We start from the raw sequence: 25,974 nt of genomic DNA, 5'->3' as shown, positions 1-25,974 counted from the left end.
CCATGCGGATGGAACGGCTCGGCACCGGGGGCAGCCCGGCGCAGGTGCTGCGACTGCTGGGCGCCCGGGCCGAGGCGGCGGGCGCCCCGCCACCGGCTGCACTGACCGGAACGTGGTTCGGCGCAGCTGCGGTCCTCGCGCCCCACGTGCGTGCCGTCGCCACCCCACCGGCCGACGCCTTCGTCCTGCGCGGCCGCTCGGCCCCGGGCCGCGGCGAACCGGTCGTCGGCGGGGGGTGGATCGGCTATCTCGCATATCCGGACCGCACGCCCACCCACCCGGCGCTGCCTCGCGCGGCCGGAGGATGGACGGACACCGTCCTGCGGCTCGACCACGACGGCTGCTGGTGGTACGAGAGCCTCACCGACGCGGCGTGCCCGGCCGGGCTCGCCGCCGCCGTCCGCGAGGCGCCCGACGCCTCCGCTCGGGCACCGTGGCGCATCGACTGGACACCGCCCGATCGCGACGCCCACCGCCGCGGCGTGCGGCAATGCCTCGAGGCGATCCGCGCCGGCGAGGTCTACCAGGCGTGCGTGTGCACTCGTTTCACCGGTGCCTGGTCCGGCAGTCCGCTGCACTTCTTCGCCGACGGGATCGAGCGCACCGCCCCGGCCCGGGCGGCGTACGTCGCGGGCGACTGGGGTGCGGTCGCGTCCCTGTCACCGGAGTTGTTCCTCGCGCGCCACGGCGACCGGGTGACGTCGAGCCCGATCAAGGGCACGCTCCCGATCGGCGCCGATCCGGCCCGGTTGCGCGCGTCCGTCAAGGACGTCGCGGAGAACGTGATGATCGTGGACCTCGTGCGCAACGACCTGGGGCGCGTTGCCGAGACGGGGAGCGTCACCGTGCCGGACCTGCTCGGGGTGCATCCGGCCCCCGGGGTCTGGCACCTGGTGTCCACCGTCGCGGCCTCGTTGCGGATCGGGGTGGACACCGCGCGGTTGCTCGATGCGGCATTCCCCCCGGCGTCGGTGACCGGCTGCCCCAAGATCCGGGCGCGGGAGTTCCTGCAGGTCTGGGAGCCGCACCCGCGGGGCGTGTACTGCGGCACGGTGGGCATGGCCAGTCCCGTCGCCGGGGTGGAACTGAACGTGGCGATCCGCACCGTCGAGTTCGGCCGCGGGGACGCGGACACGCCGGGCTCGTGCGGGCTCGGCGTCGGCGGCGGCATCACCATCGATTCCGATCCGGACGCCGAATGGCAGGAGTGCCTCGACAAGGCCGCCAGCATCCTGGGGCTCAGCCCTCGCACACCGTCCGGCCGGCCACCGGCAGATCGGACTGTGGCAGCGTCTCGGTGATCCGGCCCGTCGTCGAGGCGCAGATCCGCGCGACGATCGACTCGACGTCCAGGCTCCAGGTGCGCACCGTCCCGTCGCCGCCCGCCGCGATCACGGCGTTGCGGCCCGGCAGGAAGCCGACCTGCCACCGTCCGACACCGATCTCGGTGATCGGGCCGCCCACCGGGTGCATGTGCTCCGAGTCGGCGACGTGCCACAGTCGTACCGTGCCGTCGTCACTGCCGCTGACCACCTCGCTGCCGTTCGGGGTGACGGACACCGAGTAGACGGTGCCGGTGTGGCCGCGCAGCGCGTCGGGCCGGACGGTGAACGATCCGTCGGGTCCGCGGTCCCACACGCGGACCGTGTGGTCGTCGCCGCCGGTGGCGAGGACGTTGCCGTCGGCGCTGAACGCGAGGGCGTTGACGCCGGCGGTGTGACCGTCCGACACCGGCAGCGCGACGGGGGCGGACGGATCGGTGACGTCCCACGCATAGAGCGAGCCGTCCGCGCTGGTCACGACCAGATGCCGGCCGTCCGGCGTGAACGCGGCCGCCCGCACGAGATTCGTCGGGCCCCGCAGCGGTGCTCCCCGGCGCACCGGACGCGCCGGATCCGACACGTCCCACAGCACGAGAGAGTGGTCGTCGTGGCCGGTGACGAGGGTGGTGCCCCCGGGGCCGAAGTCGAGTTCGGACGTGAACCGGGTCTCGGTCACGATCGGGTCCACCCACAGCCGCGGGGCCGTGGGGTCGCGGACATCCCACAGGTGGATCTCGCCGTCGGTCGTCGAGGCGGTGACCAGAGTCGCGGCGGAGGGCGACAGGGCGGTGGTCACCGCGCCGCCCACCGGTCTGGGACGATCCACGACGCCGAGCGGCGCCCAGTGCCCGTCGGAGCCGATCCGCCACAGCGGCACGGAGGAGTTGTACCCGCCGGTGGCGACGAACGAGCCGGAGCGATCGATCGCGGGCAGCGTCAGCGCAGAGTCCGCGACCGCGACGCGTCCGCGCGGCAGCGTCCAGATCCGGATGTTGCCGTCGTGCCCGCCGGTGACCAACGCGGCGCCGTCGGGGGTGAACGCGAGCGCGGGGACGCCGCCGCCGTTGCCTGCGAGAGCCGGCCGCATCTCGTCGATCGTCCGCGTCTTCGGGTCGACCGCCCACAGCTTCGCGGTCCCGTCCCACGACGCGCTCGCCAGGGTGCGGCCGTCGGGTGCGAACGCGACGGTCCACACCCCGCCGGTGTGCGCCTGCACGGGAGGGCCGGTCGGGCGCACCGCCGCCGGGTCCGTGGTGTCGAACATCGTGACGACACCGTCGTCGCTGCTGACCGCGAGGGTCCGGCCGTCGGGGGCGAACGCGACGGAGTGCGCCACGTCGCGGAAACCGGTCAGCGCAGCGCCGACGGGCACGGCGGCGGCCGGGTCGGTCACATCCCACAGCCGCACCGACCGATCGTCGCTCGACGTGGCCAGCACGGTACCGCCGGGGTGGAACGCCACGGTGCGCACCGCCGCGCCGTGCGCGGGCAGGACGGTGCGGGGAAATCCCCGCGTCCGGGGCTCGCTCGTGTCGACGAGCACGACCGATCCGTTGTCGTACGGCACCGCGAGCGACCGGCCGTCCGGGCCGAACCGCACATTGTGGACGACCTCCGGCACGAACACCTCGCCGGTCAGCAGCGCGACGGGCCGGTCCCGGTCGGTGACGTCCCAGATCCACACCGCACCTGTTGCACCACCCGCCGCGAGCAGGGTGCCGTCCGGGCTGAAGGCGACCGAGGCCAGATACTCGGGCTCGTCGGACACCAGCGCTCCGAGCGGCCGCGGCGCGCCCCGGTCGGACAGATCCCACAGGCGGACACTGCCGTCGTCGCTCGCCGAGGCCAGGGTCGTGCCGTCCGGGGCGATCGCCAGCCCGTAGACCGGACCGCTGTGACCCTCCACGGGCAGTGCCAGCGGCATCTGCTCGGTCGCGACGAGCCGCGAATACGCGACCTCGCTGTCCGGACGCAGGCGCCACGCCGCGAGCGCCAGCTGGGCCGCGGTGGACGGGTCCCGCTCCTGCATGGAGTCGGCGAGCGCGACGACCTGCTGGAACTGGGCGGCACTGCGCTCGGCCTCGGCGCGGCTCTTGCCGGCCCAGGCCAGCGTCCCCATCACCACCGCGACGACGGTGGAGAGCACGAGGGCGGCGATGGCACCGTTGCGGACGCGGGTCCGGCGACGGATCTGCCGTCGCGACTCCCGGAGAAAGGCCACCGCTGTCGGGCTGAGCGCGGTCTCGACACCGCCGGCCGGGGCCCGCCCCACGAGCTCCCGATCCTCGTGCTCGGCGACGAGGTCCATCCGGCCCCGTTGGTACAGCAGGTCCGCGTGCCGGCGGCCCGCGACCCAGCCTGCCGCGTCCGCCTCGATCTGCTGGCGCAGCGCAGCGTACGAGCGGTCGGCCCGGATCCACGACTTCAGGCGCGGCCAGGCGTCGATGACCGTGTCGTGAACCAGCTCGACGCTGCCGTCGTCGACGACGAGGACGCGGGCGGTGACGAAGTGGTCGACCACCCGGCGTCCCGCCTCGGCGTCGTCGCCGGCGGCGGCGAGCAGCCGATCCAGCGGGCGCCGGATCTTCACGTCGGTGCCGGTGCCGGTCACGTAGACCAGGTGGACGAGCATCGCGCGCGCGAGTCGGCGGCCGCGGTCGTCGAGCTCTTCCCACGCACGTTCCGCGCTCGCCGCGATCGATCCGCGTACCCCGCCGGTAGCGCGGTACCCGGCCACGGTCAGGTGACCGCCGCGCCGGCGTTCCCACAGGGCGTCGAGCAGGTGTGACAGCAGGGGCAGTTCGGCCCCGCCGACGTCGTCGTCGGTCAGCACTCCGAGGTCGTGCAGGATCAGTTCGACCAGGCCCGGCTCGAACCGCAGACCGAGCAACCGCGCCGGCGCGGTGATCACCTCGACCAGGTCGTCCCGGGTCAGGGGCTGGACCGTCTTGCTGTGCCGCTCCAGCGCCCGGGCCAGCACGGGATAGGTCACGGCCCGCTCGTAGAAGTCCGATCTCAGCGTGGCCACCACCGAGACCGGTGTGTCGCCGTCACCGACGGTCGCGGCCTGATCGAGCAGCGCGAGGAACGCCGAGCGTTCGGCCGCGTCCTCGCAGTGGGTGAACAGCTCCTCGATCTGGTCGACGACGATCAGCAGGCCCGCGCCGCCCTCTCGGGCGGCGGCGGCGTGCAGCCGCGCCACCGCGGTCGGCTCGTCCGCATCCGAGATGTCGGCGAGTTCGGGTACGCACTCGACGAGCTGCGCCACCGGGTGCCGTCCCGGGGTCAGGACCACCGGCCGCCAACGGTCGTCACGGCACAGTTCCGGGACCAGGCCGGCCTGCACGAGGGAGGACTTGCCGACGCCGGAGGCACCGGTCACCACCACGATGCCGTGACCGTGGGCGGCGACGACGGTCTCGGCGAGTTCGCGCACGTTCCGGGCCCGGCCGAAGAACAGCTGCGCGTCCCGATCGCGGTACGCCTCGAGACCGCGGTAGGGCCGCACGCCGGGGGGCAGTGCCGCGGCGGGCGGCTCGGTGGGCTCCGTCCGGGCCCGCCCGGCCGGTCCCCGGGCGTGTTCCCACCACCGCTCCCACTGCTTGATCGAGTAGAGGCCGGGCGTCGGCGGCTGCGCGTGCAGGGCCCGGGCGGAGCGGATCAGCACCACCAGGACCGGACGGATCGTCTCGAACGTGGCGGGTACCCGGGCACCGGATCGCCAGTCGCTGATCCGCTGCACGGACACGGTGCGCTCGCTGCCCACGGAGCGGGCGACGGCCGACGCCTCGGAGGCGACCTTCTTGAGCGCGGGACGTCCCGCCGCCGCGAACAGCGTCCGGAGCTGGTCGGCGAACAGCTGCCGGGGCTCCGCCGCGGTTCGCTCGTCGACCGGTTCCATCTCCCGCATCCTCCCTGCTCCGCACCCCCCGAGGGCCCGGATCGTCCGCTGCGGAAAAACTCCTCACCGGTCCTGACCTGGGATGATATCGCGAGCGGGACGCGAACCGGTTGGTCACCCGGGATATCCCCGACAGAGTTGTTCCCGAGCGGGAAGACCCCGCGACGCGCTGCACCTCCACACCGGCCGGAACCCGACGAGGGGTGGTTCCGCCCGGTGCGGAGGGAAGGCGGCGCGCGACCCGAACCGAGGGACCGTGTACAAGCTCGTCGACCGGATCGTCCACGGCGTTCCGCCCACGTTGGTCGCGGCCCTGATCGTCGCGGTCGCCGTGCTGCTGATCGTCGCGCTCTCCTCGGCCGCGCCGTAACGCCCGGCCGCGGCTACCGCGTCGGCGTGCGGCTGTCCTTCGCGCCGAGCAGGTACGGATCCCGGGCGAGGTACTCCTTCGTCTCGCGGGCGATGAGTCCCGAGAGGATGAGCAGCCCGATCAGGTTGGGCAGTGCCATCAGGCCGTTCATCACATCGGAGAAGTTCCACACCACCTCGAGCTCGGTGGTGGCGCCGACGTAGACGACGAGTACGAAGATCGCCCGGTACGGGAGGACGCCGCCGCGGCCGACGAGACGTTCGACGCAGCGGTCGCCGTAGTACGACCACCCGAGAATCGTCGAGAAGGCGAAGAACACCACGGAGATCGTGACGATCCAGCTGCCCCAGTCACCGCCGAGGCCGTCCGAGAAGGCGAGGGAGGTCATCGCCGCGCCCTGCTCCCCGGATGTCCAGGCTCCGGTGGTGATGATGACCATGCCCGTGAAGGTCACGACGATGATCGTGTCGATGAAGGTCTGGGTCATCGACACCAGGCCCTGCCGGACCGGGTGGGTGGTCTGCGCGGCGGCAGCGGCGATCGCGGCGCTGCCCATGCCGGACTCGTTGGAGAAGATGCCGCGGGCCACGCCGTAGCGCAGGGCGATCATGAACACCGAACCGATGAAGCCGCCGGTCGCGGCGGTGCCGGTGAATGCGTCGGTGAACACGAGGGCGAACGCCTCGGGGATGTCGGTGATGTTGACCGCGAGGACGATGATCCCGGCACCGACGTACAGCAGGATCATCGCGGGCACGAACCCGGCGGTGACCCTGCCGATGGACTTGATGCCGCCGAGCAGCACCGCGGCGGCGAGCACCGTCATGACGATCCCGGACAGCCAGGTCGGTACCCCGAACGTGGAGTCCATCTGGGTGGCGACGGTGTTGGCCTGCGTCATGTTGCCGATGCCGAAGCTGGCGAGCACCGCGAACACCGCGAACATCAGGCTCAGCACCAGACCGAACTTGTTGGGGATGGCGCGGGCCAGGTAGTACTGCGGGCCGCCGGACTGCTCGCCCTTGGCGTCGGTGACGCGATACTTGACGCCGAGGAACGCCTCGGAGTACTTGCTGGCCATGCCGACGAGGCCGGTGACCCACATCCAGAACAGGGCCCCCGGCCCGCCGAAGTAGATGGCGGTGGCGACGCCGGCGATGTTGCCGACCCCCACGGTGGCGGCCAGGGCGGTCGTCAGTGCCTGGTACTGAGAGATGTCACCTTCGGTGGCGTCCGGGTCCTTCCGGATGATCAGCCCCAGCCGCAGGGCCGGCCACAGCTTGCGGAACTGCACCCCCCGCAGCCGCACCGTCAGGATCACGCCGGTGCCCAGCAGCAGCGGTATGAGCATGTACGGGCCCCATACCACCGACGCGACCTCGACGAGGAATTCGTTCACCGACTCCATCCGTACCTCCTGCTGCGCGGTAAGGGGCAGAGTCTACGACGACGACTCGTCCTGCCGCGCGGCCAGTACCGCGTCGTACAGTTCGCGTTTGGAGACCCCGGCGGTCGCGACCTGTGCGCACGCGTCCTTCAGCCGCATTCCGTCCGCCACGAGCTGTTCGACCGCGTCGACCAGGTCGGCAAGCTCCGCCACCTGCGCCGAGGCGCCCTCGAGCACGACGGTGATCTCGCCGCGGGCACTCTCGGCGGCCCACTGCGCCAGCTCCGCGAGCGTGCCGCGACGCACCTCCTCGTAGGTCTTGGTCAGTTCCCGGCACACCGCGGCGCGTCGCTGCCCGCCGAGCACGTCGACCGCGTCGGCCAGGCACGCGGCGAGGCGGTGCGGGGCCTCGAAGAACACCACCGCGCGCGGCTCGGCGGTCAGGGTCTGCAGCCACGCGCGACGCGCGCCGGCCTTGCGGGGCGGGAAGCCCTCGAAGCAGAACCGCTCGACCGGCAGACCGGACAGCGCGAGCGCGGTGGTCACCGCGGAGGGACCGGGCAGGCACGTGACGGGCAGCCCGGCCGCGACGCACGCCGCCACCAGCCGGTAGCCGGGATCGCTGACGGACGGCATCCCGGCGTCGGTGACCAGCAGCACCGTCCGGCCCGCCTCGATGTCGGCGACCAGCGCCGGGGTCCGGGCGGACTCCACCTGGTCGTAGAAGCTGACCACCCGCCCGGTGACGGTGACCCCCAGCGCGGCGGCGAGCGACCGGGTCCGACGGGTGTCCTCGGCCGCGACGACGTCGGCGGTGCCGAGCGCGTCGCAGAGCCGTTTGGAGGCGTCGCCGATGTCGCCCATGGGGGTGGCGGCGAGCACGAGCCGGCCCTGTCCCGGATTGTCTGGCTGCATGCGCCTCAGCCTACGATCGGGACGTGACCGTGACGGACGAGCGCCCTGCCGAGGCATCGGACCGTCGCCGGATGCACAGCCCGGGTCCGACGGTGCCGGCATCGGATTTCGGTCCGGTCGACCGCGGCCGGGGCTGGGTGGTGACGCTGTTCGTCACCGCGATCGCGGCGATCACCCGGTTCACGATGCTGCACTACCCCACCGACGCGAAGACGCCGGTGTTCGACGAGAAGCACTACGCCCCGCAGGGCTGGCAGGTGCTCACCGGCGGCGGGATCGAGGACAACCCCGGCTACGGCCTCGTCGTGCACCCACCGGTGGGCAAGCAGCTCATCGCGCTCGGCGAGGCGTTGTTCGGTTACAACGGGTGGGGATGGCGGTTCTCGGCCGCCGTCGCCGGGACGTTGCTGGTCCTGCTGGTGGTGCGGATCGTGCGGCGGTTGACCCGCTCGACCCTGCTCGGCGGTCTGGCCGGGATTCTCCTGATCGCCGACGGCGTCACCTTCGTCTCGTCGCGCCTCGGGATGCTGGACATCTTCCTGGCGCTGTTCGCGGTCGCCGCGTTCGGGTGCCTGATCGTCGACCGGGACGAGGTGCGGGCGCGGATGGCGCGCGTGCACGCCGAGGGACGCATCGCCGACACGGTGTGGGGTCCCCGGCTGGGCGTGCGGTGGTGGCGGTTCGGGGCCGGTGTGCTGCTGGGCCTGGCGGTGGGCACGAAGTGGTCGGGGCTGTATCTGATCGCGTTCTTCGGGTTGATGTCGGTGGCGTTCGACGTCGCCGCGCGCCGCGCCTACGGCGTGCGACGACCGTGGCTCGGGACCGGTCTGCGTGACGTCGGCCCGGCCCTCTACGCGCTCGTGGTGGTGCCGCTGGCCGTGTATCTGGCGACGTTCTGGGCGTGGTTCGCGGGCGAGACCGGGGTGTACCGGCATGCGGTGGGCCGGCAGATCGGCACGGACGGGGCGTTCTCGTTCGTGCCGGACGCGCTGCGCTCGCTGTGGTACTACAGCGCCTCCGTGCTCGAGTTCCACTCGGGTCTGACGAACTCGGCCGGCAACGTGCATCCGTGGGAGTCCAAGCCGTGGACGTGGCCGATGGGGTTGCGTCCGATGCTGTACTACTTCGCCGACGGCGAGCAGATCCGTGGGTGCGGCGGTGAGCAGTGCGTCAAGGCCGTCATGCTGGTGGGCACCCCGGCGATGTGGTGGCTGGCACTGCCGATGCTCGTGTGGGGCGGATGGCAACTGCTGGTGCGGCGGGACTGGCGGTGGGCCGCGGTGCTCACCGGGTACGCGGCGACGTTGCTGCCGTGGTTCGCCACGCTCGACCGGCAGATGTACTACTTCTACGCGGTTCCGCTCGCGCCGTTCCTGGTCATGGGGTTGACACTGGTGCTCGGCGATGTGCTCGGATCGCCGCGGGCCTCGGCCGAGCGGCGGTCGACCGGTCTGCTGGTCGTGTGCCTCTACGTCGGCCTGGTGGTGGCGAACTTCGTGTGGCTGTGGCCGATCCTGACGGCCGCGCCGATCACCGTGGAGACGTGGCACCAGCAGCTGTGGCTGCCGAGCTGGCGGTGACGTCCGCGGGCGCGGCCCGCACGCCGACGGTCCGGCCGCCCTCGACGATGTCGACGATCGCGTAACCGCAGCGCGAGAGCAGCGCGCTGATCCGCATCGACACCGGTCCGACGGCCAGCCCCGGAGGGGGTTCGTCGAACACCCACAGCTCGCCGGTGGGTCGCAACAGCGACGCGACAGCCGTCGGCGCGGCGGGGTCGTCGCTGCGGAAACTGGGGACGTTGACGGCGAAGACGAGATCGAACGACCCCGGCAGGTCGACGCCGGGGAACTCGCCGACACGCAGTTCGGCGAGCCCGGCGTCGAGGCCGTCCCGGATGCGGCGACGCGCCCGGTCGATCTGCGTCGCCGAGCGGTCCACCCCCACGACGCAGCCGCGGCGGCGCAGCCGCTCGCACACGAGCGCGAGCGCGACGCCCCCTCCGCAGCCGATCTCGAGCACGTCGCTGCCCGGTTGCGGATCCATGGCCTCGACCGCGAACGCGATGCGCGCCGGCACGGTGCCACTCATGGGAAACTCCTCGTGGACGGGTGGGTGTCGGTGGTTTCAGGCGCCGCGCAGCGCCGCGACGACGAACTCGAGCACCTCGTCGTCGGACATGCCGAGGGTGCGCAGTTCGCGGACGTAGCCGGTGGCGGCGCGCTGGGCGAGCGTGCGGGTCGGGTCACCGGAATCCGCGACGAACGTGCCCGCCCGGCCCCGCGTCTCGATGATGCCGAGCTGCTCGAGCTCACGGTAGGTCTTGGCCACGGTGTTCGGGGCGATGCCGAGGTGTTCGGCCAGCCCGCGGACGGTGGGCAGCTTGGTGCCGGCGATCAGTTCGTCGCGCCGCACCATCGTGACGATCCGCTGGCGCAACTGCTCGTACGGCGGGACCGGCGAGCCGGGGTCGATGACGATGTCGAGCATCGGGGCGTCCTCAGGTGGGCTGATGGTGCGTCGAGGCTAACAGTGCCGGCCGACCGTTCCCGAATGCGCCGCGGCACCCCCGCACTCGCCCGTGCCGCACGGCAGAATGTGGCCATGGCAACGACCGCGACGATCTACCACAACCCCCGGTGCAGCACGTCCCGCAACACCCTGAAGGTGTTGCAGGAGGCGGGCCTCGAACCGACCGTCGTCAAGTACCTCGAGACCCCGCCGTCGCGCGACGGGCTGCGCAAGCTGCTCGACGACGCCGGCCTGGTCCCGAGCCAGGCGATCCGGCGGAAGGAGTCGCTGTTCGGCGAGCTGAACCTGGCGGATGCCTCCGAGGACGAGTTGCTCGACGCGATGGTGGCCCATCCGATCCTCATCGAGCGCCCGATCGTGGTCACCGACAAGGGCACCGTCCTGGCCCGGCCCGTCGAGAAGGTGCGCGAGATCCTCTAGGTCCCCGCCTCGCCCGCGGTCGGCCGGGCGCGGGCGAGCGGGCAGGACATGCAGCGGGGCCCGCCGCGTCCGGAGCCCAGCTCGGACCCGGCGATGCGCAGCACCTCGATGCCCGCGTCCTCGAGGCGCGTGTTGGTCTCGAGGTTGCGTTCGTAGGCCACCACCACGCCGGGCGCGAGGGCCAGGGTGTTGTTGCCGTCGTCCCACTGTTCCCGTTCGGCGACGACCGGATCGAGGCCGGTGTCGATGACGCGGAGCTTCTCGATCCCCATCGCGTCGGCGGCCGCCTCGAGGAACCCGCGCGGCCCACTGATCCGGACGTCACCGTTCTCCCGGCGGAGAGTGAAGGCCTGCAACGTCTCCCGCACCGCCGGGTACATCACCACGGCGTCGACGTCCACCATCGTGCACACGGTGTCCAGATGCATCGAGGCCCGCTGCTGCGCGATCGGCACCGCCAGCACGGTGTGCGCGAGACCGTCCTCGAAGACGCTCCGAGCGAGCGCTTCCGCACCCGCCGGGGTCGTGCGCTCCCCCACGCCCACGGCCACGACGCCCGGAGCGAGCAGCAGCACGTCCCCGCCCTCGACCGGCGCGGTGTGCGATTCGTAGGCCCGCCGCACCCCCAGGAACCGCGGGTGGAACGCGTAGATCAGGTCGGTGAGCGCCGCCTCCCGGCGCCGGGCCGGCAGGGCCAGGGTGGGGATCGCGACCCGGGGACCGACCCAGAACGACGAGTCCCGGGTGAACAGCAGGTTCGGCAGCGGCTCGATCACGAAGTCGGCACCGTGGTGCATCAACCGCACCAGCGACGGCGCGGCCCCGAGTCCCGCGGCGGGCAGTTCGTCGAACGTCATGCCCGCGACGAGGACGCGGGTGAGGTCCGCGGCGGACATCGCGCGCAGGTGGGCGGCGAGTTCGTGCGCCAGCCCGTGCCCGAGCCGGCGCGGGTCCACCGCGGACGACACCCCCTGGACGCGGGCGGCGCCGCTGACCTCGAGGGTCTCGGTGAGCAGGTCGGACAGGAGCAGCACCTCCACGCCCCGCCCCCGCAGCAGCTCGACGAACGCGTCGTGTTCCTCCTGCGCCCGCGCCACCCAGGGCAGCGCGTCGAACAGCAACTGGTCGTTGTTGCGGGGAGTCAGGCGTTCGAGTTCCGCGCCCGGCCGGTGCATGAGCACCGCTTTCAGCGCCCCCACCTCGGAGTCCACACCCAGCGCAGCGTTCATGGAATAGACCGTAATGCCGCGGGCCGCCTCACGGTGCGCCGAAACTCCCCGAACCCGACCCGGCGTCCATCCGCGGTGGCAGGATCGGCGGTGCCCGACGACCGAGGAGACATTCATGACCGACACCGACCCGCTCGGTGACCTCGCCGACTTCGCCGGCCGCTGGGTGGGCGGCGGCGAAGGCCACTACCCCACCATCGAGGACTTCACCTACGACGAGACCATCGACTTCACCGCCGTCCCGGGGAAGCCGTTCCTGATGTACGTCAGCCGCACGAAGAACCCCGGCACCGGTCAGCCCATGCACACCGAGAACGGCTACCTCCGTCTCGCCGACCACGACGTGGAGCTGCTGGTCTCCCAGCCGACCGGATTCGTCGAGATCCAGCGCTCCCGGCTCACCCAGGGCGTCCTCGACTTCACGCCCGTCCACCTCGAGCGCTCTCCGCACGCCAAGCCGGTGCACGAGCTGCGGCGGCGGTTCGTACTCGACGGCGACGACCTGTCCTACGACCTGTGGATGGCGCACGCGCAGACCCCGCTCACGCACCATCTGCACGCGACGCTGCGACGCGCCGGCTGACCCTCAGAGCAGGCCGCGCTCGCGTGCCGCGGCGACCGCCGCGGTGCGCGAGTCCACACCCAGCTTCGAGAACGCGTGCACCAGATGGGACTTGACGGTGGCTTCGCTCACGAACAGTTCCTTGGCGACGGCCCGGTTGGACAGGCCGCGCGCCACCGCGGCGAGCACCTCGATCTCGCGGGCGCTCAGCTCCACCCGGGGTGTCTGCATGCTGCGGTAGAGACGTTGCGCCACACCGGGATCCAGCACGGTTTCGCCCCGCGCCGCCCGGGTCACCGCGTCGACGAGCACGGCGGGGTCGGCGTCCTTGAGCAGGTAGCCGGCCGCCCCCGCCTCGACCGCGCGCAGGATGTCGGAGTCGGTGTCGTACGTGGTCAGCACCAGCACCTTCGGCGGATCCGGCGCGGCCGCGAGTTCGGCCGTCGCGTCCGCCCCGTCCATCCCGGGTCCGAGCCGCAGGTCCATCAGCACCACGTCCGGGCGGTGCGCGGCGCTCTGGGCGACGGCCTCCCGCCCGGACGCGGCCTCGGCCACCACCTCGAGGCCGGGCTCCGACGCGAGCAGCGCGCGCAGGCCCGCCCGCACGACGGGATGGTCGTCGACGAGCAGCACCCGGATCACGGCAGCATCCGCACGGGCAGCGTTGCGGCCACGGCGGTTCCGTCGCCGGGCGCCGACTCGACGACGACCGCGCCGCCGAGTTCGGCGAGCCGATCCCGCATGGCGGTGAGCCCGAAGCCCCCGCCCGAACCGGCCGCGTCGACGTCGAAACCGGCTCCGTCGTCGACCACGTCGAGCCGGACCTCGTCCGGGGCGTAGGCGAGGGTCACCCGCACGCGGCGGGCCCGCGCATGCAGCCGGACGTTCGCCAGCGCGCTCTGCGCCACCCGCAGCAACGCCACGTCGAATCCCGTGGGCAGCGGCAGCGGTTCACCGTCCACGCGCAGTTCGGCGTCGATGCCGGTGTCGCCGCGCAACCGGTCCAGGACGCGGCCGAGGGCTGCCGCCAGCGGCGCGTCGTCGAGGTCGGACGGACGCAGCTTGTCCACGACCCGGCGGGCCTCGACGAGATTGCGCCGCGCGGTCTCCTCGATCCGGCCGAGCAGCGCCGCGGTGTCGCCGCCGGTCCGCAACCCGGCGCGGGCGAGCAGCAGGATCGACGAGAAGCCCTGGGCCAGCGTGTCGTGGATGTCGCGGGCGAGGCGGGCCCGTTCGGCGGTGGCGCCGGTCTCCCGCTGCAACCGCACCAGCTCGTCCTGGGCGTCGAGCAGTTCGCGGTGCGCCGCGGTGAGTTCGGTGAGCAGCGCGTCGCGTTGCTCCGCGTCGCGCACGAGCTGGCGGTAGATCAGGGCCGTGCCGGACGCCACGAGCGCCCCGAACAGGGGCCCGAGCACGGCGGCCGTCGGGTTGGCGGTGCCGTGCCCGATGCTCGCGGCGATCGCGACCGCCGTCAGCGCCGCGGTCGCCGCGATCGCGGCGACCGTGGGCAGCAGATGGAAGCACAGGAAGAACAGCGCGAAGGCGAGCCACACGAAATCCGGCGCGAGCAGCACCAGCGCCAGCCACCCGGCCAGCAGCACCGCCAGCCAGATTCCGCCGCGGGATCCGCGCCGGGCGAACCACAGCCCCGAGACGTACCAGGCGAATTCGGCGCCCGCGAGGACCAGCACCCCCGCCGAGCCGGCACCGCGCAGTGCCCCGACCAGCAGCAGCAGCACGAACAGCGCGTGCTGGCCCAGCTGCATCGCACGCAGCACCGGGACCGTCCCCTCGGGAGGGTGCGGTCGGGCGGTCTGCATTGCACCGACGCTAACACCGCCGACCACGCCGTCGCCTCCTACTTTCGATTGATCCGCGAACCCATCCGCCGAGCGATGCGCGGGCACCGTCGCGCCGGGCACGGTGGAACTCATGTTCCTCGCACTGCGCGATCTGCGCTTCGCCACGGGGCGCTTCGCCGTCATGACGGCGGTGCTCGTCCTGATTTCGTTCCTCGTCGTCATGCTCTCCGGCCTCACCGCGGGCCTGGGCAACCAGTCGATCGCCGCGATCCGCGGCATCGGCGCCGAGCACTTCGCCCTCGACGGCGGCGGCACCGATCCGTCCGACGTGTCGTTCGGCGAGTCCACCGTCACCGACTCGCAACGCGCCGCACTCGCCGCGCAGCCCGGTGTGGCCGACACCGCCGTGCTCGGGGTCGCGCCCGGCCGCGTCGGGTCGGTCGGACGCGAGGTGGCGGCGGCCCTGTTCGGGGTCGCTCCCGGGTCCTTCGCGGCACCGGCAGGCCTGCGCCCGGCGACGGCGGCCGTCGACGCGCAACTCGCCGCAGACAACGGCTGGTCGCCGGGCACGATCCTGACTGTCGGCGGCCGGGAGGTCACCGTCGCCGCCCTCGTCGAGGACTCCTACTACAGCCATCAGCCCGTCGTGTGGCTCGACCTCGGCACCTGGCGCGATCTGCCCGCAACGGCCGGCGCCGACGGGACGGTGATCGCGCTGCGGACCGGATCCGGGTTCGACGCGGCCACGGTCGCGGCCGCGACCGGCACGAGCGTGCTCGACACCTCCGCGACCCTGGACACCATCGGGTCGTACACCTCCGAACGCGGGTCGCTGCTGCTGATGCAGGCCATGCTGCTCGTCGTCGGCGCCCTCGTCGTGGGGGCGTTCTTCACGGTGTGGACCGTCCAGCGCAGCCGGGACATCGCGGTGCTGCGCGCGATCGGTGCCTCCACCTCCTACCTGCTGCGCGACGCCCTCGGACAGGCCGCCGTGGTGCTCGTGCTCGGAACCGGGCTGGGCACCGTCGCCGCCACCGCCGCCGGGGCGGCCGCGGCCACCGTCGTTCCGTTCACGCTGAGCGCGGCCACGACCGTCCTGCCGTTTGTCGCGCTGGTCGGGATCGGCCTCCTCGGTGCCGCGGCGGCCGTCGCCCGCATCGGCTCCGTCGACCCGCTGACCGCGCTCGCCGCGGCCCACTGAGCTGTTCGAGAGATCCGTTCGAGAAAGGCACCACCATGAGCGTGCGGCTCACCGACATCGTTCTCACCTATCCCGACGGCGACGCCACGCTGCGCGTCCTCGACGGCCTGAACTTCCACGCCGAGGCCGGCGAGACGGTCGCCGTCACCGGCCCGTCCGGATCCGGCAAGTCGAGCCTGCTCGCCGTCGCGGGACTGCTCACCGTGCCCGATTCCGGCCGCGTCGTCCTCGACGGCGTGGACACGACCGGACTCGACGCGGCGACGCGGACCCGGCTGCGGCGGGACCGGATCGGCTTCGTGTTCCAGCAGGCGAACCTGCTGCCCTCGCTGACCGCTACGGAGCAGCTCGCGCTGGTCGCGCACCTGAGCGGGCGCCGGATCGACCGGGCCCGCGCCCGCGACCTGCTCGCGGCGGTGGGGCTGACGCAGCAGGCCGACCGCCGTCCCCACCAGCTCTCCGGCGGGCAGCGGCAGCGGGTCGCGATCGCCCGCAGTCTCGTCAACGATCCTGCGGTCCTGCTGGTCGACGAACCGACGTCGGCGCTGGACGCCGACCGCAGCCGCGAGATCGTCGAACTGCTCGAACGCACGGCGCGCGAGCGCGACGTCGCCGTCGTGATGGTCACGCACGATCGGGAAGCGCTGCGGGCGGGAACGCGGTTACGCGAGTTCGCCCTCGACAAGACCTCGGCCTGAGCGTCACCGGCGGGTGCGGACGGCCTCGAGGGTGCGGGAGAAGTAGTTGTTGGCCAGTTGCATCACCACGTTGTACGGCGGGGCGAACTTGCGGGCCCACCAGTAGCCGAAACGCACGTCGAACGACGTGTACACCAGGAAGCGGTTCTTCCGGATCCCGGCGAGGATGCACCCGGCGACCTTCTCCGGCGACGCGGCGTGCCGCTCGAACCGGGCGGTGAGCTTGCGGGCGGCCGGATGGTCGCGGTCCACGCCGACGATCTGCACGGAGTTCACCAGCGGGGTGCGGACCGCACCGGGCACGACGAGCGAGACCCCGATGCGATGCCGGTGCAGGTCGAACCGCAGCACCTCGGACACGCCGCGCAGACCGAACTTGCTCGCGCTGTACGCCGCGTGCCACGGCAGGGCCAGCAGTCCCGCCGCGGAGGAGACGTTGACGAGATGCCCACCGCGGCCGGCCTCGATCATCGGCGGCACGAAGTTCTCGATGACGTGGATCGGGCCCATGAGGTTGACGTCGACCATCTGCTTCCAGTGCCGGTGCTCGAGCGCGTCGACCGTGCCCCACACCGACGTTCCGGCGACGTTGGCGACGACGTCGAGGGCCCCGGCGCGCTCGTGGACGTCGGCGGCGAAGGCGGTGACGGCGTCGTAGTCGGAGACGTCGAGCGCCGCGGCGTGCAGCACCGAGCCCCCACGTTCGCGCACGGTGCGGACCGTGTCGTCGAGACCGTCGGCGGCGAGGTCGGTGAGCACCAGTTCGGCGCCCTCCGCGGCGGCGGCCAGGGCCAGTGCCCGGCCGATACCGCTGGCCGCTCCGGTCACGAGGAACTTCCTGTCCCGCAGGTCCTTGATCGCCATTCCCGCCCCCGCTCTCGTCGTCTGCGGGCCACCTTAGCGCGACGTCGACCGCCGCGGCGCCGCGCAGGTGCCGTGGTGCAAGGAGCGTTCGTCCTCCCGTCCGCGGGGTGAGTCAGAGGCGCTGGGCCATTTCCTCCTGGTACTTGCGGATCGTCTCCTCGATGCCGTCGGCGTCGGCGTCGCGGCCTTCGCTGCGGGCGCTGTCGGCACGTTCGCGGAGCACTCGAATAGCGCGCCGCAACTCGTCGTCACTCATCCTGTGTTCCATGTCACACAGTCTCCCCGACCGCGCGGCTGTTCGGCCCGCAATCGGCGGCACGACATCGACGACGAAAGGCGCCTCCCGGCCCGGGAGACGCCCTTCGGTGGTGGAGCTGAGGGGAATCGAACCCCTGACCTCTTCGATGCGAACGAAGCGCGCTACCAACTGCGCCACAGCCCCGCGGGTTCCGTTCGGAACCGCCCGCAAACTGTAGCAAACGTGCGCGCCGGAGACGAAATTGAGGTATCGGCACAGGTCACGGCGGCGGACAATCGACCTGTGGATGCAGTGCGCCTACGTGGGGACCAGGCCCTGCGGGAGGGTCGGTGGGCCGCCGCGCTGGCCGACCTGACGTCGGTGGCGGCCGCGACCGACGATCCGGCGGCGTGGCTCGGCATCGGCGAGGCGTCGTGGTGGCTCGGGCGCCTCGACGACAGCGTCGCCGCCTGTCGCAGGGCCTACACGACGGCTCTCCGGAGCGGCGACCGGGAGAGCGCGGTTCGCTGCGCGGCGTGGCTGAGCATCAGCTACACGTCCGATTTCGGCAATCGGTCGGTGGCCCACGGTTGGGTCCGCCGGGCGCAGCGACTGCTGCCCGAGGGGGCACCGGGCGCGTTGCACGCCCTGGTGTGGGTGGCACACGCCCACCGCCTGCTCCCGGACGCCGCGGCGGCCGCGCCGTGGGTGGCGCGCGCCCTGGACGCCGCACGCCGATGCGGCGACCGGGATCTCGAACTGGTGGCACTCGCCCAGTCCGGACACGTGGCTGTGGCCCGGGGCGACCTGGAACCCGGATTCGCGCTGCTGGACGAGGCCGCGGCGGCCGCCCTGGGCGATGCGGACCGCCGATTCGACACCGTCGTGTTCGTCTGCTGCGACATGCTCGGCGCGTGTGCGCTCGCCGGCGACACCCGTCGCGCCGGCGAGTGGTGCCGCGTCGCCGAGGACTTCACCTCCCGCCGGGGGTGCCCCTTCCTGTACGTCGAGTGCCGCACCCTCTACGGGGCACTGCTGCTCACCGCGGGCCGCTGGGCGGAGGCGGACCGTCTGCTGACGGCGGTGCTCACGCTCGACGAGAAGGTCTGCCCCGCTGTCCACGCGCGCGCCGTCGCGGCCCTCGCCACGCTCCGGGTCCGGCAGGGGCGGCTCGACGAGGCCCGGGCGATGCTGGACCGATCCCCCCGCCCGACCGCGGAGTTGGACACCGCCCGCGCCGAGGTCGTCCTCGCCGACGGTGACCCCGCAACCGCCCGGCGGCTGCTCGAACGTCGCGGCGCCACGTCCCTGCTGTGCGCCCGGGCCCAGGCGGCCACGGGCGACCTGGACGCGGCGACGGCCACCGCGGCGGCGCTCGACCCCGACGGTCCCGAGGCGGTGGAGGCGGCGGGGCTGACCGCCGCGGCGCGGGGCCGCGTGGTGGCCGCAGTCGATGCCTTCGAGACGGCCGCTGCTCGCTGGGCGGACCGCGCGGCGCCGTTCGAGGCGGCCCGCTGCCTGCTCGAACTGGCCGAATCGGCGATGAACGACGATCCCACCCTCGCGGCCGCACGGGGGCGAACGGCGGTGACGATCTTCCGGGAACTCGGAGCCGTCGCCGCCGCGGACCGCTCCGCGGCCCTGTTGCGGCGTCTCGGGGTGCGCGGCCCCGGCATCCGCGCCACCGCTCGCACCGCCCCGGGCCTCGACAGCGGCCTCACCGCCCGCGAACGCGAGGTGCTGGACCTGCTCGCGGTGGGCCTGACGAATCCGGAGATCGCCGGCCGGCTGTTCGTCTCCCGCAAGACGGTGGCGCACCACGTGAGCCACATCCTCCGCAAGCTCGGCGTGCGGAACCGCTCGGAGGCCGCCGCGTATGCCGCCGCCCACCCGGAAGATGGGTCACCTGCCCGATGCGCCGCACCCGGGCGCGGCGCCACCCTCGGGGTATGACGAACACGACCGAGAACTTCGGGATTTCACCGGCGGCCGCGGAGGTGTACGAGTCACGCTTCGTACCCGCGCTCTTCGCGCAGTGGGCGCCACGGCTGCTGGACCAGGCTGCGATCACGACGGGCACACGGGTGCTGGACGTGGCATGCGGAACCGGGATCGTCGCGCGCGTGGCCGCCGACCGGGTAGGGCCGTCGGGCCGGGTCGTCGGTGTCGATGTCAGCGAGGCCATGCTGGCGGTGGCACGCCGGATGTGTCCCGACGTCGAATGGCGCCGGGGTGACGCCGGCGCGCTGCCGTTCGCGGACGGTTCGTTCGATGCGGCGCTGTGCCAGATGGCGCTGATGTTCTTTCCCGATCGTGCCCGGGCGCTGCGCGAGATGCGACGCGTGGCGACGGAGGTGGTCGCCGTGTGTGTGCCGGCCGCGTTGGACGAGCAGCCGGCCTACCGGGACTTCGTCGACGTCGCGGTCCGGCACGCCGGTCCGCCCGCGGCGTCTCTCCTGGGCACCTACTGGAGTTGTGGGGACCGCGACGAACTGCGGGGATGGTTCCGCGACGCCGGACTCACCGTCGATCGGTTCACCACGCACACCGGAAGCGCGCGGTTCCCGTCCGTGGATGCGATGGTGGCGACCGAGGTCGAGGGCAGCCCGTTGATCGAACGGATCGACGCCGGCACGTACGAGGCGATCACCTCGGAGGCCCGATCGGTGCTGGCCCGGTTCACCGACCCGGACGGCTCGGTGTCGGCGCCTCTCGTGGCACACATCGTCACCGGGCGCTGAATACTCCCGAGCGGACCGACGGCTACTCGCCGGATGCCCGGCGCACCGGGTAGTCGTCGGCGTCGTAGCGGGGTTCGTACGCCTCGTAGGCGGGTTCGTCGTCCGCGTAGCGGTCCAGGTGCTCGAACACCGGGTCCTCGTCGTCGGCCTCGAGCACGACCGCGCCGGGACGGCGCAGCCGCGCCGGGACGAGACGTAACTCGTCGTCGCTGTGCGACTCGACGCCCAGGCGCGAGCGGTTCAGGCGGGCCATGCGACGACGACGGATCTCCTGTTCGACGCGCACCTGACGACGAAGGTAGACGAGGTAGCCCGCGAGGGCGGCCGTCGCGACCGCGCACAGCCACCACAGCGCCGACGAGACGACGAGGGCGAGGGCGGCGGTCATGATCGCTGCGAACAGCAGGCCGAGCACGGTGCGCTGCCGGAACTCGTAGCGCGCGGCGCGGGCCATGGCGTCGGCCTGGGGATCGAATCCGCCGCGTCCGCGGCGCTGAGGCACGAACTCCCGGGCGGGAGCACGTTCGGGACGGTCGTCGAAGTCGGTGTCGTGGTCGGTGTCGAGCTGTGTGTCCATGCGGTCCTCCGCTGGGTGGCGGTGTCTGCGGTCGTCCACCGTGCGGACGCGACCGGAGTCGTCGCCGGCAGTGGGACGGGCGGAATCCCGACTCGGACGCCAGTGGGGATCGCGGCGATGACCTGCGGCCGGCCCGCGCGGGGCGAGTGGCTCGTCGTCACCTCGGTGCAGAACCCGGGTTGCGAGTGCGGCGTCGGTCGTCTGACGGATACGGGGGCGCTTCGTGACCAGCATCGGCACCAGAACGAACAACCACACGGCGACCAACCCGATCCACAGGAGCGAGTTCGGCATTCGGCGGCCCTCCTCCCAGTCGTCGCCTACCAGTCCGTCGACGCCACTGACCCCGTCAGGTTAGCGGCCCCGAGGCCGTCACCAGGACAGAAACGCCGACTCAGATGACTACAGCTGTCACACGAGTCACGCGAACCATGTGACACTCTCTTCACTCTAGTCACACGCATATACCCACGTGTGGGTATTACTACGCATCGCTACACGTAATCTGCGTTACAGCCGTCAGGCCCAGCCGGCCCGGCCGCCCCGGATCAGCACGTCGGACACGCTGCCGGGTACCTCCTCGACCGTCATGGCGACCAGCAGATGGTCGCGGAAGCGCCCGTCGACGTCGAGGTAGCGCCGCAGCAGGCCCTCCTCGCGGAAACCCACATTGCGCAGCACCGCGCGGCTCGCGACGTTCTCCGGCCGCACCGTGGCCTCGACCCGGTGCAACCCGGCCGGGCCGAAGCAGTGGTCCAACCCGAGCGCCACCGCGGCCGTGGCCACACCCAGGCCGTTGACGTGCTTGGCCACCCAGTAGCCGATCCACGCCGACCGCAGCGCACCGCGCACGACGTTGCCCACGGTGATCTGTCCACAGAACTCCCCGTCGAGCTCGATCGCCATCGGCAGCATGTGACCCCGGCGGGCCTCCGCCCGCAGGCTGCGGTACAGCCCGGGCCACACCGTGATGTGATGGCGCATCTCCCAGGGCACGTCCCCGGTGGGCTCCCACGGCTCGAGGTGCGCCCGGTCCCGGATCCGCAGCCGGCTCCACACCGCCGCGTCGCGCAACCGGATCGGCCGCACCGTGACCAGTCCACCGGCAACCCGCAGCGGACCCAGCTCCGCCGGCCATCCCGGATGACGGCTCATCAGCCGCGCTGTCCGAGGAAGGCGACGTCCACCGGATCGCCGGTGCGCACCTCGGTCACCTCCGGATCGATCAGCACCAGACAGTTCGCCTCGGCCAGCGTCGCCAGCAGGTGCGACGACGCGCCCGCCGCACCACCGAGCGCCTGGACCATGTACTCGCCCGTCGCCTCGTCGCGCATCAGCTGCCCCCGCAGGAATCCCTTGCGATCCGGGATCGAGGTGATCGGCGTGACGGTGCGGGCCGTGACGACGCGTCGCATCGGCTGCCGGCGCCCGAGCGCGATCCGGATCAGCGGCCGCACCATCACCTCGAACACGACCAGCGCGCTGACCGGATTCCCCGGGAGCAGGAAGGTGGGCACCTCGTCGCGGCCGAGCTGGCCGAATCCCTGCACCGAGCCGGGGTGCATCGCCACCCGCTCCACCTCGAGCTTGCCGAGGTCTGCCAGCGCCTCGCGCACCTCCTCGAGCGCACCACCGCCGACGGCTCCCGCGACCACGACGATCTCGGACCGGATCAGCTGGCCCTCGACCACCTCCCGCAGGCGCTTCGGGTCGGTGCTGGCGATCCCCACGCGGTTGACGTCCGCGCCTGCGTCGCGGGCGGCCGCCGCCAGGGCGTACGAGTTGACGTCGTACACCTGGCCGGGACCCGGGGTGCGGTCCACGTCCACGAGCTCGCCGCCGACGGAGATCACCGACAGCCGGGGACGCGGATGGACCAGCACCTTGTCGCGGCCGACCGCCGCGAGCAGACCGACCTGGGCGGCGCCGATGATCGTGCCGGCCCGGACCGCGACATCGCCGGGCTGGACGTCGTCGCCCGCCCGGCGGACGTACTCACCCGACCGGACGGGACGCAGGACCTTGATACGCGCGCGGCCACCGTCGGTGCGGTCGAGCGGAAGGACGGCGTCGGCGAGGGTCGGCAGCGGCGCCCCGGTGTCCACCCGCACCGCCTGCCGCGGCTGCAGCCGGATCGGCTGACGCGACCCGGCCGAGACCTCGCCCACCACGGGCAGCGTCAACTCGATCGGTTCGCCGTCGTCGCCGATCGCATCGGTGCCCGCACCCTGGACGTCGACGCTGCGCACCGCGTAGCCGTCGATCGCGGCCTGATCGAAGCCGGGCAGGGGCCGCTCGGTGACGACCTCCTCCGCACAGAGCAGGCCCTGCGCCTCGGAGATGGCGACCCGGACCGGCCGGGGCGCCACCGCTGCCGCCGTGACCCTGGCCTGTTGATCCTCGACCGACCGCATACCGCTTCTCGTCCTCCCGACCTGTCGCGCCGTCAGTGCTTCAGGCGCTCGACGAGCCACTCCCGCAGGGAGGGGCCGTACTCCTCGCTGTTCAACGCAGAGTCAACCGCAGCGCGCAGATAGCCGCCGGGATTTCCGAGGTCGTGTCGAGTGCCCCGATGGACCACCACGTGCACGGGGTGACCCTCCTCGATGAGCAGGGCGATTGCGTCGGTGAGCTGCAGTTCACCGCCCGCACCGGGAGTGATCCGGCGCAGCGCGTCGAAGATCGCCCGATCGAGCAGATAGCGCCCGGCGGCGGCGAACGTGGACGGCGCATTCTCGGGCGCCGGCTTCTCGACCATGCCCACGACCTTCAGCACGTCCGGGTTCACGGCGTCGGGCACCTCTTCGACGTCGAAGACACCGTAGGCGCTCACCTGGTCCTTGGGCACGTCGATCGCGCACAGCACCGTGCCGCCGCGCTTGGCCCGCACCCGCTGCATGGTCTCGAGGACTCCGCGCGGCAACACGAGGTCGTCCGGCAGGAGGACGGCGACGGAGTCCTCGTCGGGATCGAGGGCGGCCTCGGCGCACGCGACGGCGTGCCCGAGTCCGAGCGGCTGCTCCTGCACCACCGACTCCACCTCGAGCAGCCCCGGCGCCTTGCGGACCTTCTCGAGCAGGTGGTACTTGCCGCTCTCCTTCAGTTTCGACTCGAGGACCAGGTCCTCGACGAAATGCGCGACGACGCCGTCCTTGCCCGGCGCCGTCACGATCACCAGTCGCTCGGCACCCGAGTCCGCGGCCTCCCCCGCCACGAGCTCGATTCCCGGCGTGTCCACCACCGGGAGGAGTTCCTTCGGCACGGTCTTGGTCGCGGGCAGAAAGCGCGTACCGAGGCCGGCCGCGGGAACCACTGCCGTGCGGAAGTGGCCCGCTGCACCGGTCGCATTGTTCGTCATAGATCCCACCCTAACTTTCGGCTACCACCCGGTAGATAGGTCAGATCCTAAGGTGACGGGTATGAGCGCACTCTCCAAGTCACAATGGCGGGCCCGAATCGTTGCCGCGCGACGGGCCCGTGACGACGAGGAGCGCCGCGGGGAGGACGCCGCCCTCGCCGCGGCGGCACGGTCCCTGGCCCCCGACCGGGCGACGGTGTGCGCCTACGTCCCGGTCGGGTCCGAGCCCGGCGCGCTGTCCCTGCTCGACGCGCTCTGCGAGGCCGGAAACCGGGTGCTGCTGCCGCTCACCCGGGCGGACAGCACCCTGGACTGGGCGCAGTACACCGGGGCCGGTGGGCTCGCACCGGCCGGGTACGGACTGCTCGAACCCACCGGGCCGGCCCTGGGACCGGAGGAGGTGCGCCGCGCGCACACCGTGCTGGTGCCGGCGCTCGCAGTGGACGAGCGCGGCGTGCGACTCGGCCGCGGGGCCGGCTTCTACGATCGGACGCTGCATCTGGCGGCCGCCGACACCGTCCTCGTGGCAGTGGTCCGGGACGAGGAACTCGTACCGGAACTGCCCGAGGATCCCCACGACATCCGGATGGGCTGGGCCCTGACGCCCGGCCGCGGCCTGGTGCCGCTGAACGGGTCGGCCGGGACGGGGAATAGGGAACCCCAGTAGCGATGTTGGCACTGTCGGCTGTAGAGTGCTAACGCTGCGGTCGCCAACCAACTCGCGGAGGATCCACCGGTGCCCACTTACTCCTATGCCTGTACGTCCTGCGACAACCGTTTCGACATCGTGCAGTCGTTCACCGACGACGCCCTGACGGAATGCAACGAGTGCTCGGGCAAGCTGCGCAAGCTGTTCAATTCGGTCGGCATCGTCTTCAAGGGCAGCGGCTTCTACCGCACCGATTCCCGCAGCGGCGGCAGCACCGCCAGCGAGCCGGCGAAGTCCGACTCGTCGCCGGCCGCATCGTCGAGCACGTCGTCGTCGGGCACGTCGTCGTCGAGCAGCACGTCGTCGAGCACCGCGGCTCCGGCCGCAGCCGCGAGCTGACACCGTTCATCCACAAGCGGACGATTCATCCACAGTCCGCCCCTGATCGGCGCTTCGACGGGCCGGCGGGTACGACCGAACCCCTAGGGTTCGGGCCATGCCCGCCGGCCCGTTCTCGTTCCTGCCCCTGCGCAATCCGCTCGACCCCACCCTGGCCGACCGGCTCACGGCGCTGACGCGACCCGGCTGGGCGCGCACCGTCGCCGTGCGCCGCGCGATCGCGGCCGGTCTCGTCGGGGTCGCGGCGGTCTCCGCCGTCACCGGCGGCGCGTCGGACGACCGGACCCGCACGGTCGTCGCCGCCCGCGACCTGCGGCCCGGGCAGACCCTCACCGTCGACGACGTCACCGTCGTCGAGCGCGACGCGTCCCAGCTCCCGTCCGGGGCCCTCACCGATCCCGCCGAGGCCCTCGGTCACACCCTGGCCGGACCGGTGCCCGCCGGCGAAGTCCTCGTCGGGGTGCGGATGCTCGGGCCGCGCCTCGCGGCGGCCACCACCGGCGACAGCGCGGCCCGCGTGGTGCCGGTCCGCCTGGCCGACCCCGGCGTCGGGGATCTGCTCCGCGAAGGCGACCTCGTCGACGTCCTCACCGTCGCCGAGGCCTCTGCCCCGTCGGCACCGGAGGTACGGGTGCTGGCGACGGGGGCGACGGTCGTGCTGGCTCAGGGAACGGACGAGACGAACAACCGCGGAGAGAAGGTGGTGCTGCTCGCGCTGCCGCCCGAGCCGGCGACAGCCGTGGCCGCGGCCTCACTCGTCAGCGCACTGACGGTGACCTTGCACTGAGCGGGACGGTGACCTTGCACTG

General features: G+C 72.4%; 25 protein-coding genes and 1 tRNA gene. 11 read left to right on the top strand and 15 right to left on the bottom strand.

What is annotated here, in order from left to right; translation table 11 throughout:
* Positions 1-2 precede the first annotated feature (2 nt).
* Entirely contained in the window at positions 3-1,301 is a 1,299-nt protein-coding gene (locus QNA09_RS04800) for an aminodeoxychorismate synthase component I (protein ID WP_010592987.1), read from the top strand.
* On the opposite strand, the gene QNA09_RS04795 is transcribed toward QNA09_RS04800, so the two are convergent.
* The 3 genes from QNA09_RS04795 to rsmI form a co-directional block, all read right to left on the bottom strand.
* Entirely contained in the window at positions 1,240-5,223 is a 3,984-nt protein-coding gene (locus QNA09_RS04795; protein WP_119700278.1) for an AAA family ATPase, read from the bottom strand. The two genes, QNA09_RS04800 and QNA09_RS04795, sit on opposite strands and share 62 nt — an antisense overlap.
* Before the next feature lie 383 nt (positions 5,224-5,606).
* Positions 5,607-7,001, bottom strand: a complete 1,395-nt coding sequence (locus QNA09_RS04790; protein WP_119699507.1) for a sodium:alanine symporter family protein — start codon at positions 6,999-7,001, stop codon at positions 5,607-5,609.
* A gap of 33 nt (positions 7,002-7,034) precedes the next feature.
* The gene (gene rsmI, locus QNA09_RS04785) at positions 7,035-7,895 is read right to left on the bottom strand and encodes a 16S rRNA (cytidine(1402)-2'-O)-methyltransferase (protein WP_119699506.1); all 861 of its coding nucleotides are present in this window, start codon (positions 7,893-7,895) and stop codon (positions 7,035-7,037) included.
* Between the two features lie 71 nt (positions 7,896-7,966).
* Here rsmI and QNA09_RS04780 point away from each other — a divergent pair, with 71 nt between their 5' ends.
* A complete protein-coding gene (locus QNA09_RS04780; RefSeq protein WP_172603539.1) occupies positions 7,967-9,475 on the top strand; it encodes a dolichyl-phosphate-mannose--protein mannosyltransferase in 1,509 nt (502 codons plus the stop codon).
* Here the strand turns inward: QNA09_RS04780 and QNA09_RS04775 are convergent.
* Entirely contained in the window at positions 9,426-9,986 is a 561-nt protein-coding gene (locus QNA09_RS04775; RefSeq protein ID WP_017679471.1) for a cyclopropane-fatty-acyl-phospholipid synthase family protein, read from the bottom strand. The two genes, QNA09_RS04780 and QNA09_RS04775, sit on opposite strands and share 50 nt — an antisense overlap.
* Before the next feature lie 36 nt (positions 9,987-10,022).
* The gene (locus tag QNA09_RS04770) at positions 10,023-10,385 is read right to left on the bottom strand and encodes a GntR family transcriptional regulator (protein ID WP_017679470.1); all 363 of its coding nucleotides are present in this window, start codon (positions 10,383-10,385) and stop codon (positions 10,023-10,025) included.
* Between the two features lie 114 nt (positions 10,386-10,499).
* Between QNA09_RS04770 and arsC the strand changes: the two genes are divergently transcribed.
* Entirely contained in the window at positions 10,500-10,847 is a 348-nt protein-coding gene (gene arsC, locus QNA09_RS04765) for an arsenate reductase (glutaredoxin) (RefSeq protein WP_026137470.1), read from the top strand.
* On the opposite strand, the gene arcA is transcribed toward arsC, so the two are convergent.
* On the bottom strand, positions 10,844-12,076 hold the full coding sequence (arcA, locus tag QNA09_RS04760) for an arginine deiminase (RefSeq protein WP_010592995.1): 1,233 nt from the start codon (positions 12,074-12,076) through the stop codon (positions 10,844-10,846). The two genes, arsC and arcA, sit on opposite strands and share 4 nt — an antisense overlap.
* A 115-nt stretch (positions 12,077-12,191) precedes the next feature.
* Here arcA and QNA09_RS04755 point away from each other — a divergent pair, with 115 nt between their 5' ends.
* Complete coding sequence (locus QNA09_RS04755) at positions 12,192-12,659, top strand: FABP family protein (protein WP_010592996.1); 468 nt, start codon at positions 12,192-12,194, stop codon at positions 12,657-12,659.
* 3 nt (positions 12,660-12,662) lie between these two features.
* Here QNA09_RS04755 and QNA09_RS04750 read toward each other — a convergent pair whose 3' ends face one another.
* A complete protein-coding gene (locus tag QNA09_RS04750) occupies positions 12,663-13,280 on the bottom strand; it encodes a response regulator transcription factor (protein ID WP_010592997.1) in 618 nt (205 codons plus the stop codon).
* Entirely contained in the window at positions 13,277-14,458 is a 1,182-nt protein-coding gene (locus QNA09_RS04745) for a sensor histidine kinase (protein ID WP_051009366.1), read from the bottom strand. The genes QNA09_RS04750 and QNA09_RS04745 overlap by 4 nt, the downstream gene beginning before the upstream one ends.
* Before the next feature lie 112 nt (positions 14,459-14,570).
* On the opposite strand from QNA09_RS04745, the gene QNA09_RS04740 reads away from it, so the two are divergent.
* Positions 14,571-15,641, top strand: coding sequence for an ABC transporter permease (locus QNA09_RS04740; RefSeq protein ID WP_119700277.1), 1,071 nt, complete (start codon positions 14,571-14,573; stop codon positions 15,639-15,641).
* A 35-nt stretch (positions 15,642-15,676) separates the two neighbouring features.
* Positions 15,677-16,339 carry an ABC transporter ATP-binding protein gene (locus tag QNA09_RS04735; protein ID WP_119699505.1) on the top strand — a complete coding sequence of 221 codons (663 nt, stop codon included), beginning with the start codon at positions 15,677-15,679 and terminating at the stop codon, positions 16,337-16,339.
* A 3-nt stretch (positions 16,340-16,342) separates the two neighbouring features.
* Here the strand turns inward: QNA09_RS04735 and QNA09_RS04730 are convergent, their stop codons facing one another.
* The 3 genes from QNA09_RS04730 to QNA09_RS04720 form a co-directional block, all read right to left on the bottom strand.
* Positions 16,343-17,203 carry an SDR family oxidoreductase gene (locus tag QNA09_RS04730; protein WP_010593001.1) on the bottom strand — a complete coding sequence of 287 codons (861 nt, stop codon included), beginning with the start codon at positions 17,201-17,203 and terminating at the stop codon, positions 16,343-16,345.
* A gap of 112 nt (positions 17,204-17,315) precedes the next feature.
* Entirely contained in the window at positions 17,316-17,459 is a 144-nt protein-coding gene (locus QNA09_RS04725; RefSeq protein WP_155621893.1) for a hypothetical protein, read from the bottom strand.
* A 110-nt stretch (positions 17,460-17,569) separates the two neighbouring features.
* Positions 17,570-17,645: transfer RNA gene (locus tag QNA09_RS04720), tRNA-Ala, on the bottom strand.
* A 99-nt stretch (positions 17,646-17,744) separates the two neighbouring features.
* Between QNA09_RS04720 and QNA09_RS04715 the strand changes: the two genes are divergently transcribed.
* Both QNA09_RS04715 and QNA09_RS04710 read left to right on the top strand, forming a co-directional pair.
* Complete coding sequence (locus QNA09_RS04715) at positions 17,745-19,394, top strand: LuxR C-terminal-related transcriptional regulator (protein ID WP_272942267.1); 1,650 nt, start codon at positions 17,745-17,747, stop codon at positions 19,392-19,394.
* Complete coding sequence (locus QNA09_RS04710) at positions 19,391-20,182, top strand: class I SAM-dependent methyltransferase (RefSeq protein WP_017679461.1); 792 nt, start codon at positions 19,391-19,393, stop codon at positions 20,180-20,182. Before QNA09_RS04715 ends, QNA09_RS04710 begins: the two co-directional genes overlap by 4 nt.
* Positions 20,183-20,204: 22 nt before the next feature.
* On the opposite strand, the gene glpR is transcribed toward QNA09_RS04710, so the two are convergent.
* The 4 genes from glpR to QNA09_RS04690 form a co-directional block, all read right to left on the bottom strand.
* The gene (gene glpR, locus QNA09_RS04705) at positions 20,205-21,053 is read right to left on the bottom strand and encodes a gephyrin-like molybdotransferase receptor GlpR (RefSeq protein ID WP_010593004.1); all 849 of its coding nucleotides are present in this window, start codon (positions 21,051-21,053) and stop codon (positions 20,205-20,207) included.
* A 225-nt stretch (positions 21,054-21,278) separates the two neighbouring features.
* Positions 21,279-21,914, bottom strand: a complete 636-nt coding sequence (locus QNA09_RS04700) for a GNAT family N-acetyltransferase (RefSeq protein ID WP_010593005.1) — start codon at positions 21,912-21,914, stop codon at positions 21,279-21,281.
* Entirely contained in the window at positions 21,914-23,173 is a 1,260-nt protein-coding gene (glp, locus tag QNA09_RS04695; protein WP_010593006.1) for a gephyrin-like molybdotransferase Glp, read from the bottom strand. The genes QNA09_RS04700 and glp overlap by 1 nt, the downstream gene beginning before the upstream one ends.
* Before the next feature lie 32 nt (positions 23,174-23,205).
* The gene (locus tag QNA09_RS04690; RefSeq protein WP_003937797.1) at positions 23,206-24,117 is read right to left on the bottom strand and encodes a UTP--glucose-1-phosphate uridylyltransferase; all 912 of its coding nucleotides are present in this window, start codon (positions 24,115-24,117) and stop codon (positions 23,206-23,208) included.
* A 61-nt stretch (positions 24,118-24,178) separates the two neighbouring features.
* On the opposite strand from QNA09_RS04690, the gene QNA09_RS04685 reads away from it, so the two are divergent.
* From QNA09_RS04685 to QNA09_RS04675, 3 genes are all read left to right on the top strand, one after another.
* On the top strand, positions 24,179-24,784 hold the full coding sequence (locus QNA09_RS04685; RefSeq protein ID WP_017679460.1) for a 5-formyltetrahydrofolate cyclo-ligase: 606 nt from the start codon (positions 24,179-24,181) through the stop codon (positions 24,782-24,784).
* Between the two features lie 69 nt (positions 24,785-24,853).
* Entirely contained in the window at positions 24,854-25,165 is a 312-nt protein-coding gene (locus QNA09_RS04680; RefSeq protein ID WP_119699504.1) for an FmdB family zinc ribbon protein, read from the top strand.
* A gap of 97 nt (positions 25,166-25,262) precedes the next feature.
* Entirely contained in the window at positions 25,263-25,952 is a 690-nt protein-coding gene (locus QNA09_RS04675) for an RcpC/CpaB family pilus assembly protein (RefSeq protein ID WP_017679458.1), read from the top strand.
* Positions 25,953-25,974 lie beyond the last annotated feature (22 nt).

This window comes from Rhodococcus sp. AH-ZY2 (assembly GCF_030916465.1).
In the GTDB taxonomy this organism is placed as follows: domain Bacteria; phylum Actinomycetota; class Actinomycetes; order Mycobacteriales; family Mycobacteriaceae; genus Rhodococcus; species Rhodococcus ruber.
Note: the sequence above shows the minus strand (reverse complement) of the source record. Positions and strands in the feature narration are given on the sequence as shown.

Coding starts and splice junctions, on each gene's coding strand:
- QNA09_RS04800 (WP_010592987.1), top strand. CDS start 3: ATGCGGATGGAACGGCTCGGCACCGGGGGCAGCCCGGCGCAGGTGCTG.
- QNA09_RS04795 (WP_119700278.1), bottom strand. CDS start 5,223: ATGGAACCGGTCGACGAGCGAACCGCGGCGGAGCCCCGGCAGCTGTTC.
- QNA09_RS04790 (WP_119699507.1), bottom strand. CDS start 7,001: ATGGAGTCGGTGAACGAATTCCTCGTCGAGGTCGCGTCGGTGGTATGG.
- rsmI (WP_119699506.1), bottom strand. CDS start 7,895: ATGCAGCCAGACAATCCGGGACAGGGCCGGCTCGTGCTCGCCGCCACC.
- QNA09_RS04780 (WP_172603539.1), top strand. CDS start 7,967: ATGCACAGCCCGGGTCCGACGGTGCCGGCATCGGATTTCGGTCCGGTC.
- QNA09_RS04775 (WP_017679471.1), bottom strand. CDS start 9,986: ATGAGTGGCACCGTGCCGGCGCGCATCGCGTTCGCGGTCGAGGCCATG.
- QNA09_RS04770 (WP_017679470.1), bottom strand. CDS start 10,385: ATGCTCGACATCGTCATCGACCCCGGCTCGCCGGTCCCGCCGTACGAG.
- arsC (WP_026137470.1), top strand. CDS start 10,500: ATGGCAACGACCGCGACGATCTACCACAACCCCCGGTGCAGCACGTCC.
- arcA (WP_010592995.1), bottom strand. CDS start 12,076: ATGAACGCTGCGCTGGGTGTGGACTCCGAGGTGGGGGCGCTGAAAGCG.
- QNA09_RS04755 (WP_010592996.1), top strand. CDS start 12,192: ATGACCGACACCGACCCGCTCGGTGACCTCGCCGACTTCGCCGGCCGC.
- QNA09_RS04745 (WP_051009366.1), bottom strand. CDS start 14,458: ATGCAGACCGCCCGACCGCACCCTCCCGAGGGGACGGTCCCGGTGCTG.
- QNA09_RS04740 (WP_119700277.1), top strand. CDS start 14,571: ATGTTCCTCGCACTGCGCGATCTGCGCTTCGCCACGGGGCGCTTCGCC.
- QNA09_RS04735 (WP_119699505.1), top strand. CDS start 15,677: ATGAGCGTGCGGCTCACCGACATCGTTCTCACCTATCCCGACGGCGAC.
- QNA09_RS04730 (WP_010593001.1), bottom strand. CDS start 17,203: ATGGCGATCAAGGACCTGCGGGACAGGAAGTTCCTCGTGACCGGAGCG.
- QNA09_RS04725 (WP_155621893.1), bottom strand. CDS start 17,459: ATGAGTGACGACGAGTTGCGGCGCGCTATTCGAGTGCTCCGCGAACGT.
- QNA09_RS04710 (WP_017679461.1), top strand. CDS start 19,391: ATGACGAACACGACCGAGAACTTCGGGATTTCACCGGCGGCCGCGGAG.
- glpR (WP_010593004.1), bottom strand. CDS start 21,053: ATGCCGAACTCGCTCCTGTGGATCGGGTTGGTCGCCGTGTGGTTGTTC.
- QNA09_RS04700 (WP_010593005.1), bottom strand. CDS start 21,914: ATGAGCCGTCATCCGGGATGGCCGGCGGAGCTGGGTCCGCTGCGGGTT.
- glp (WP_010593006.1), bottom strand. CDS start 23,173: ATGCGGTCGGTCGAGGATCAACAGGCCAGGGTCACGGCGGCAGCGGTG.
- QNA09_RS04690 (WP_003937797.1), bottom strand. CDS start 24,117: ATGACGAACAATGCGACCGGTGCAGCGGGCCACTTCCGCACGGCAGTG.
- QNA09_RS04685 (WP_017679460.1), top strand. CDS start 24,179: ATGAGCGCACTCTCCAAGTCACAATGGCGGGCCCGAATCGTTGCCGCG.
- QNA09_RS04675 (WP_017679458.1), top strand. CDS start 25,263: ATGCCCGCCGGCCCGTTCTCGTTCCTGCCCCTGCGCAATCCGCTCGAC.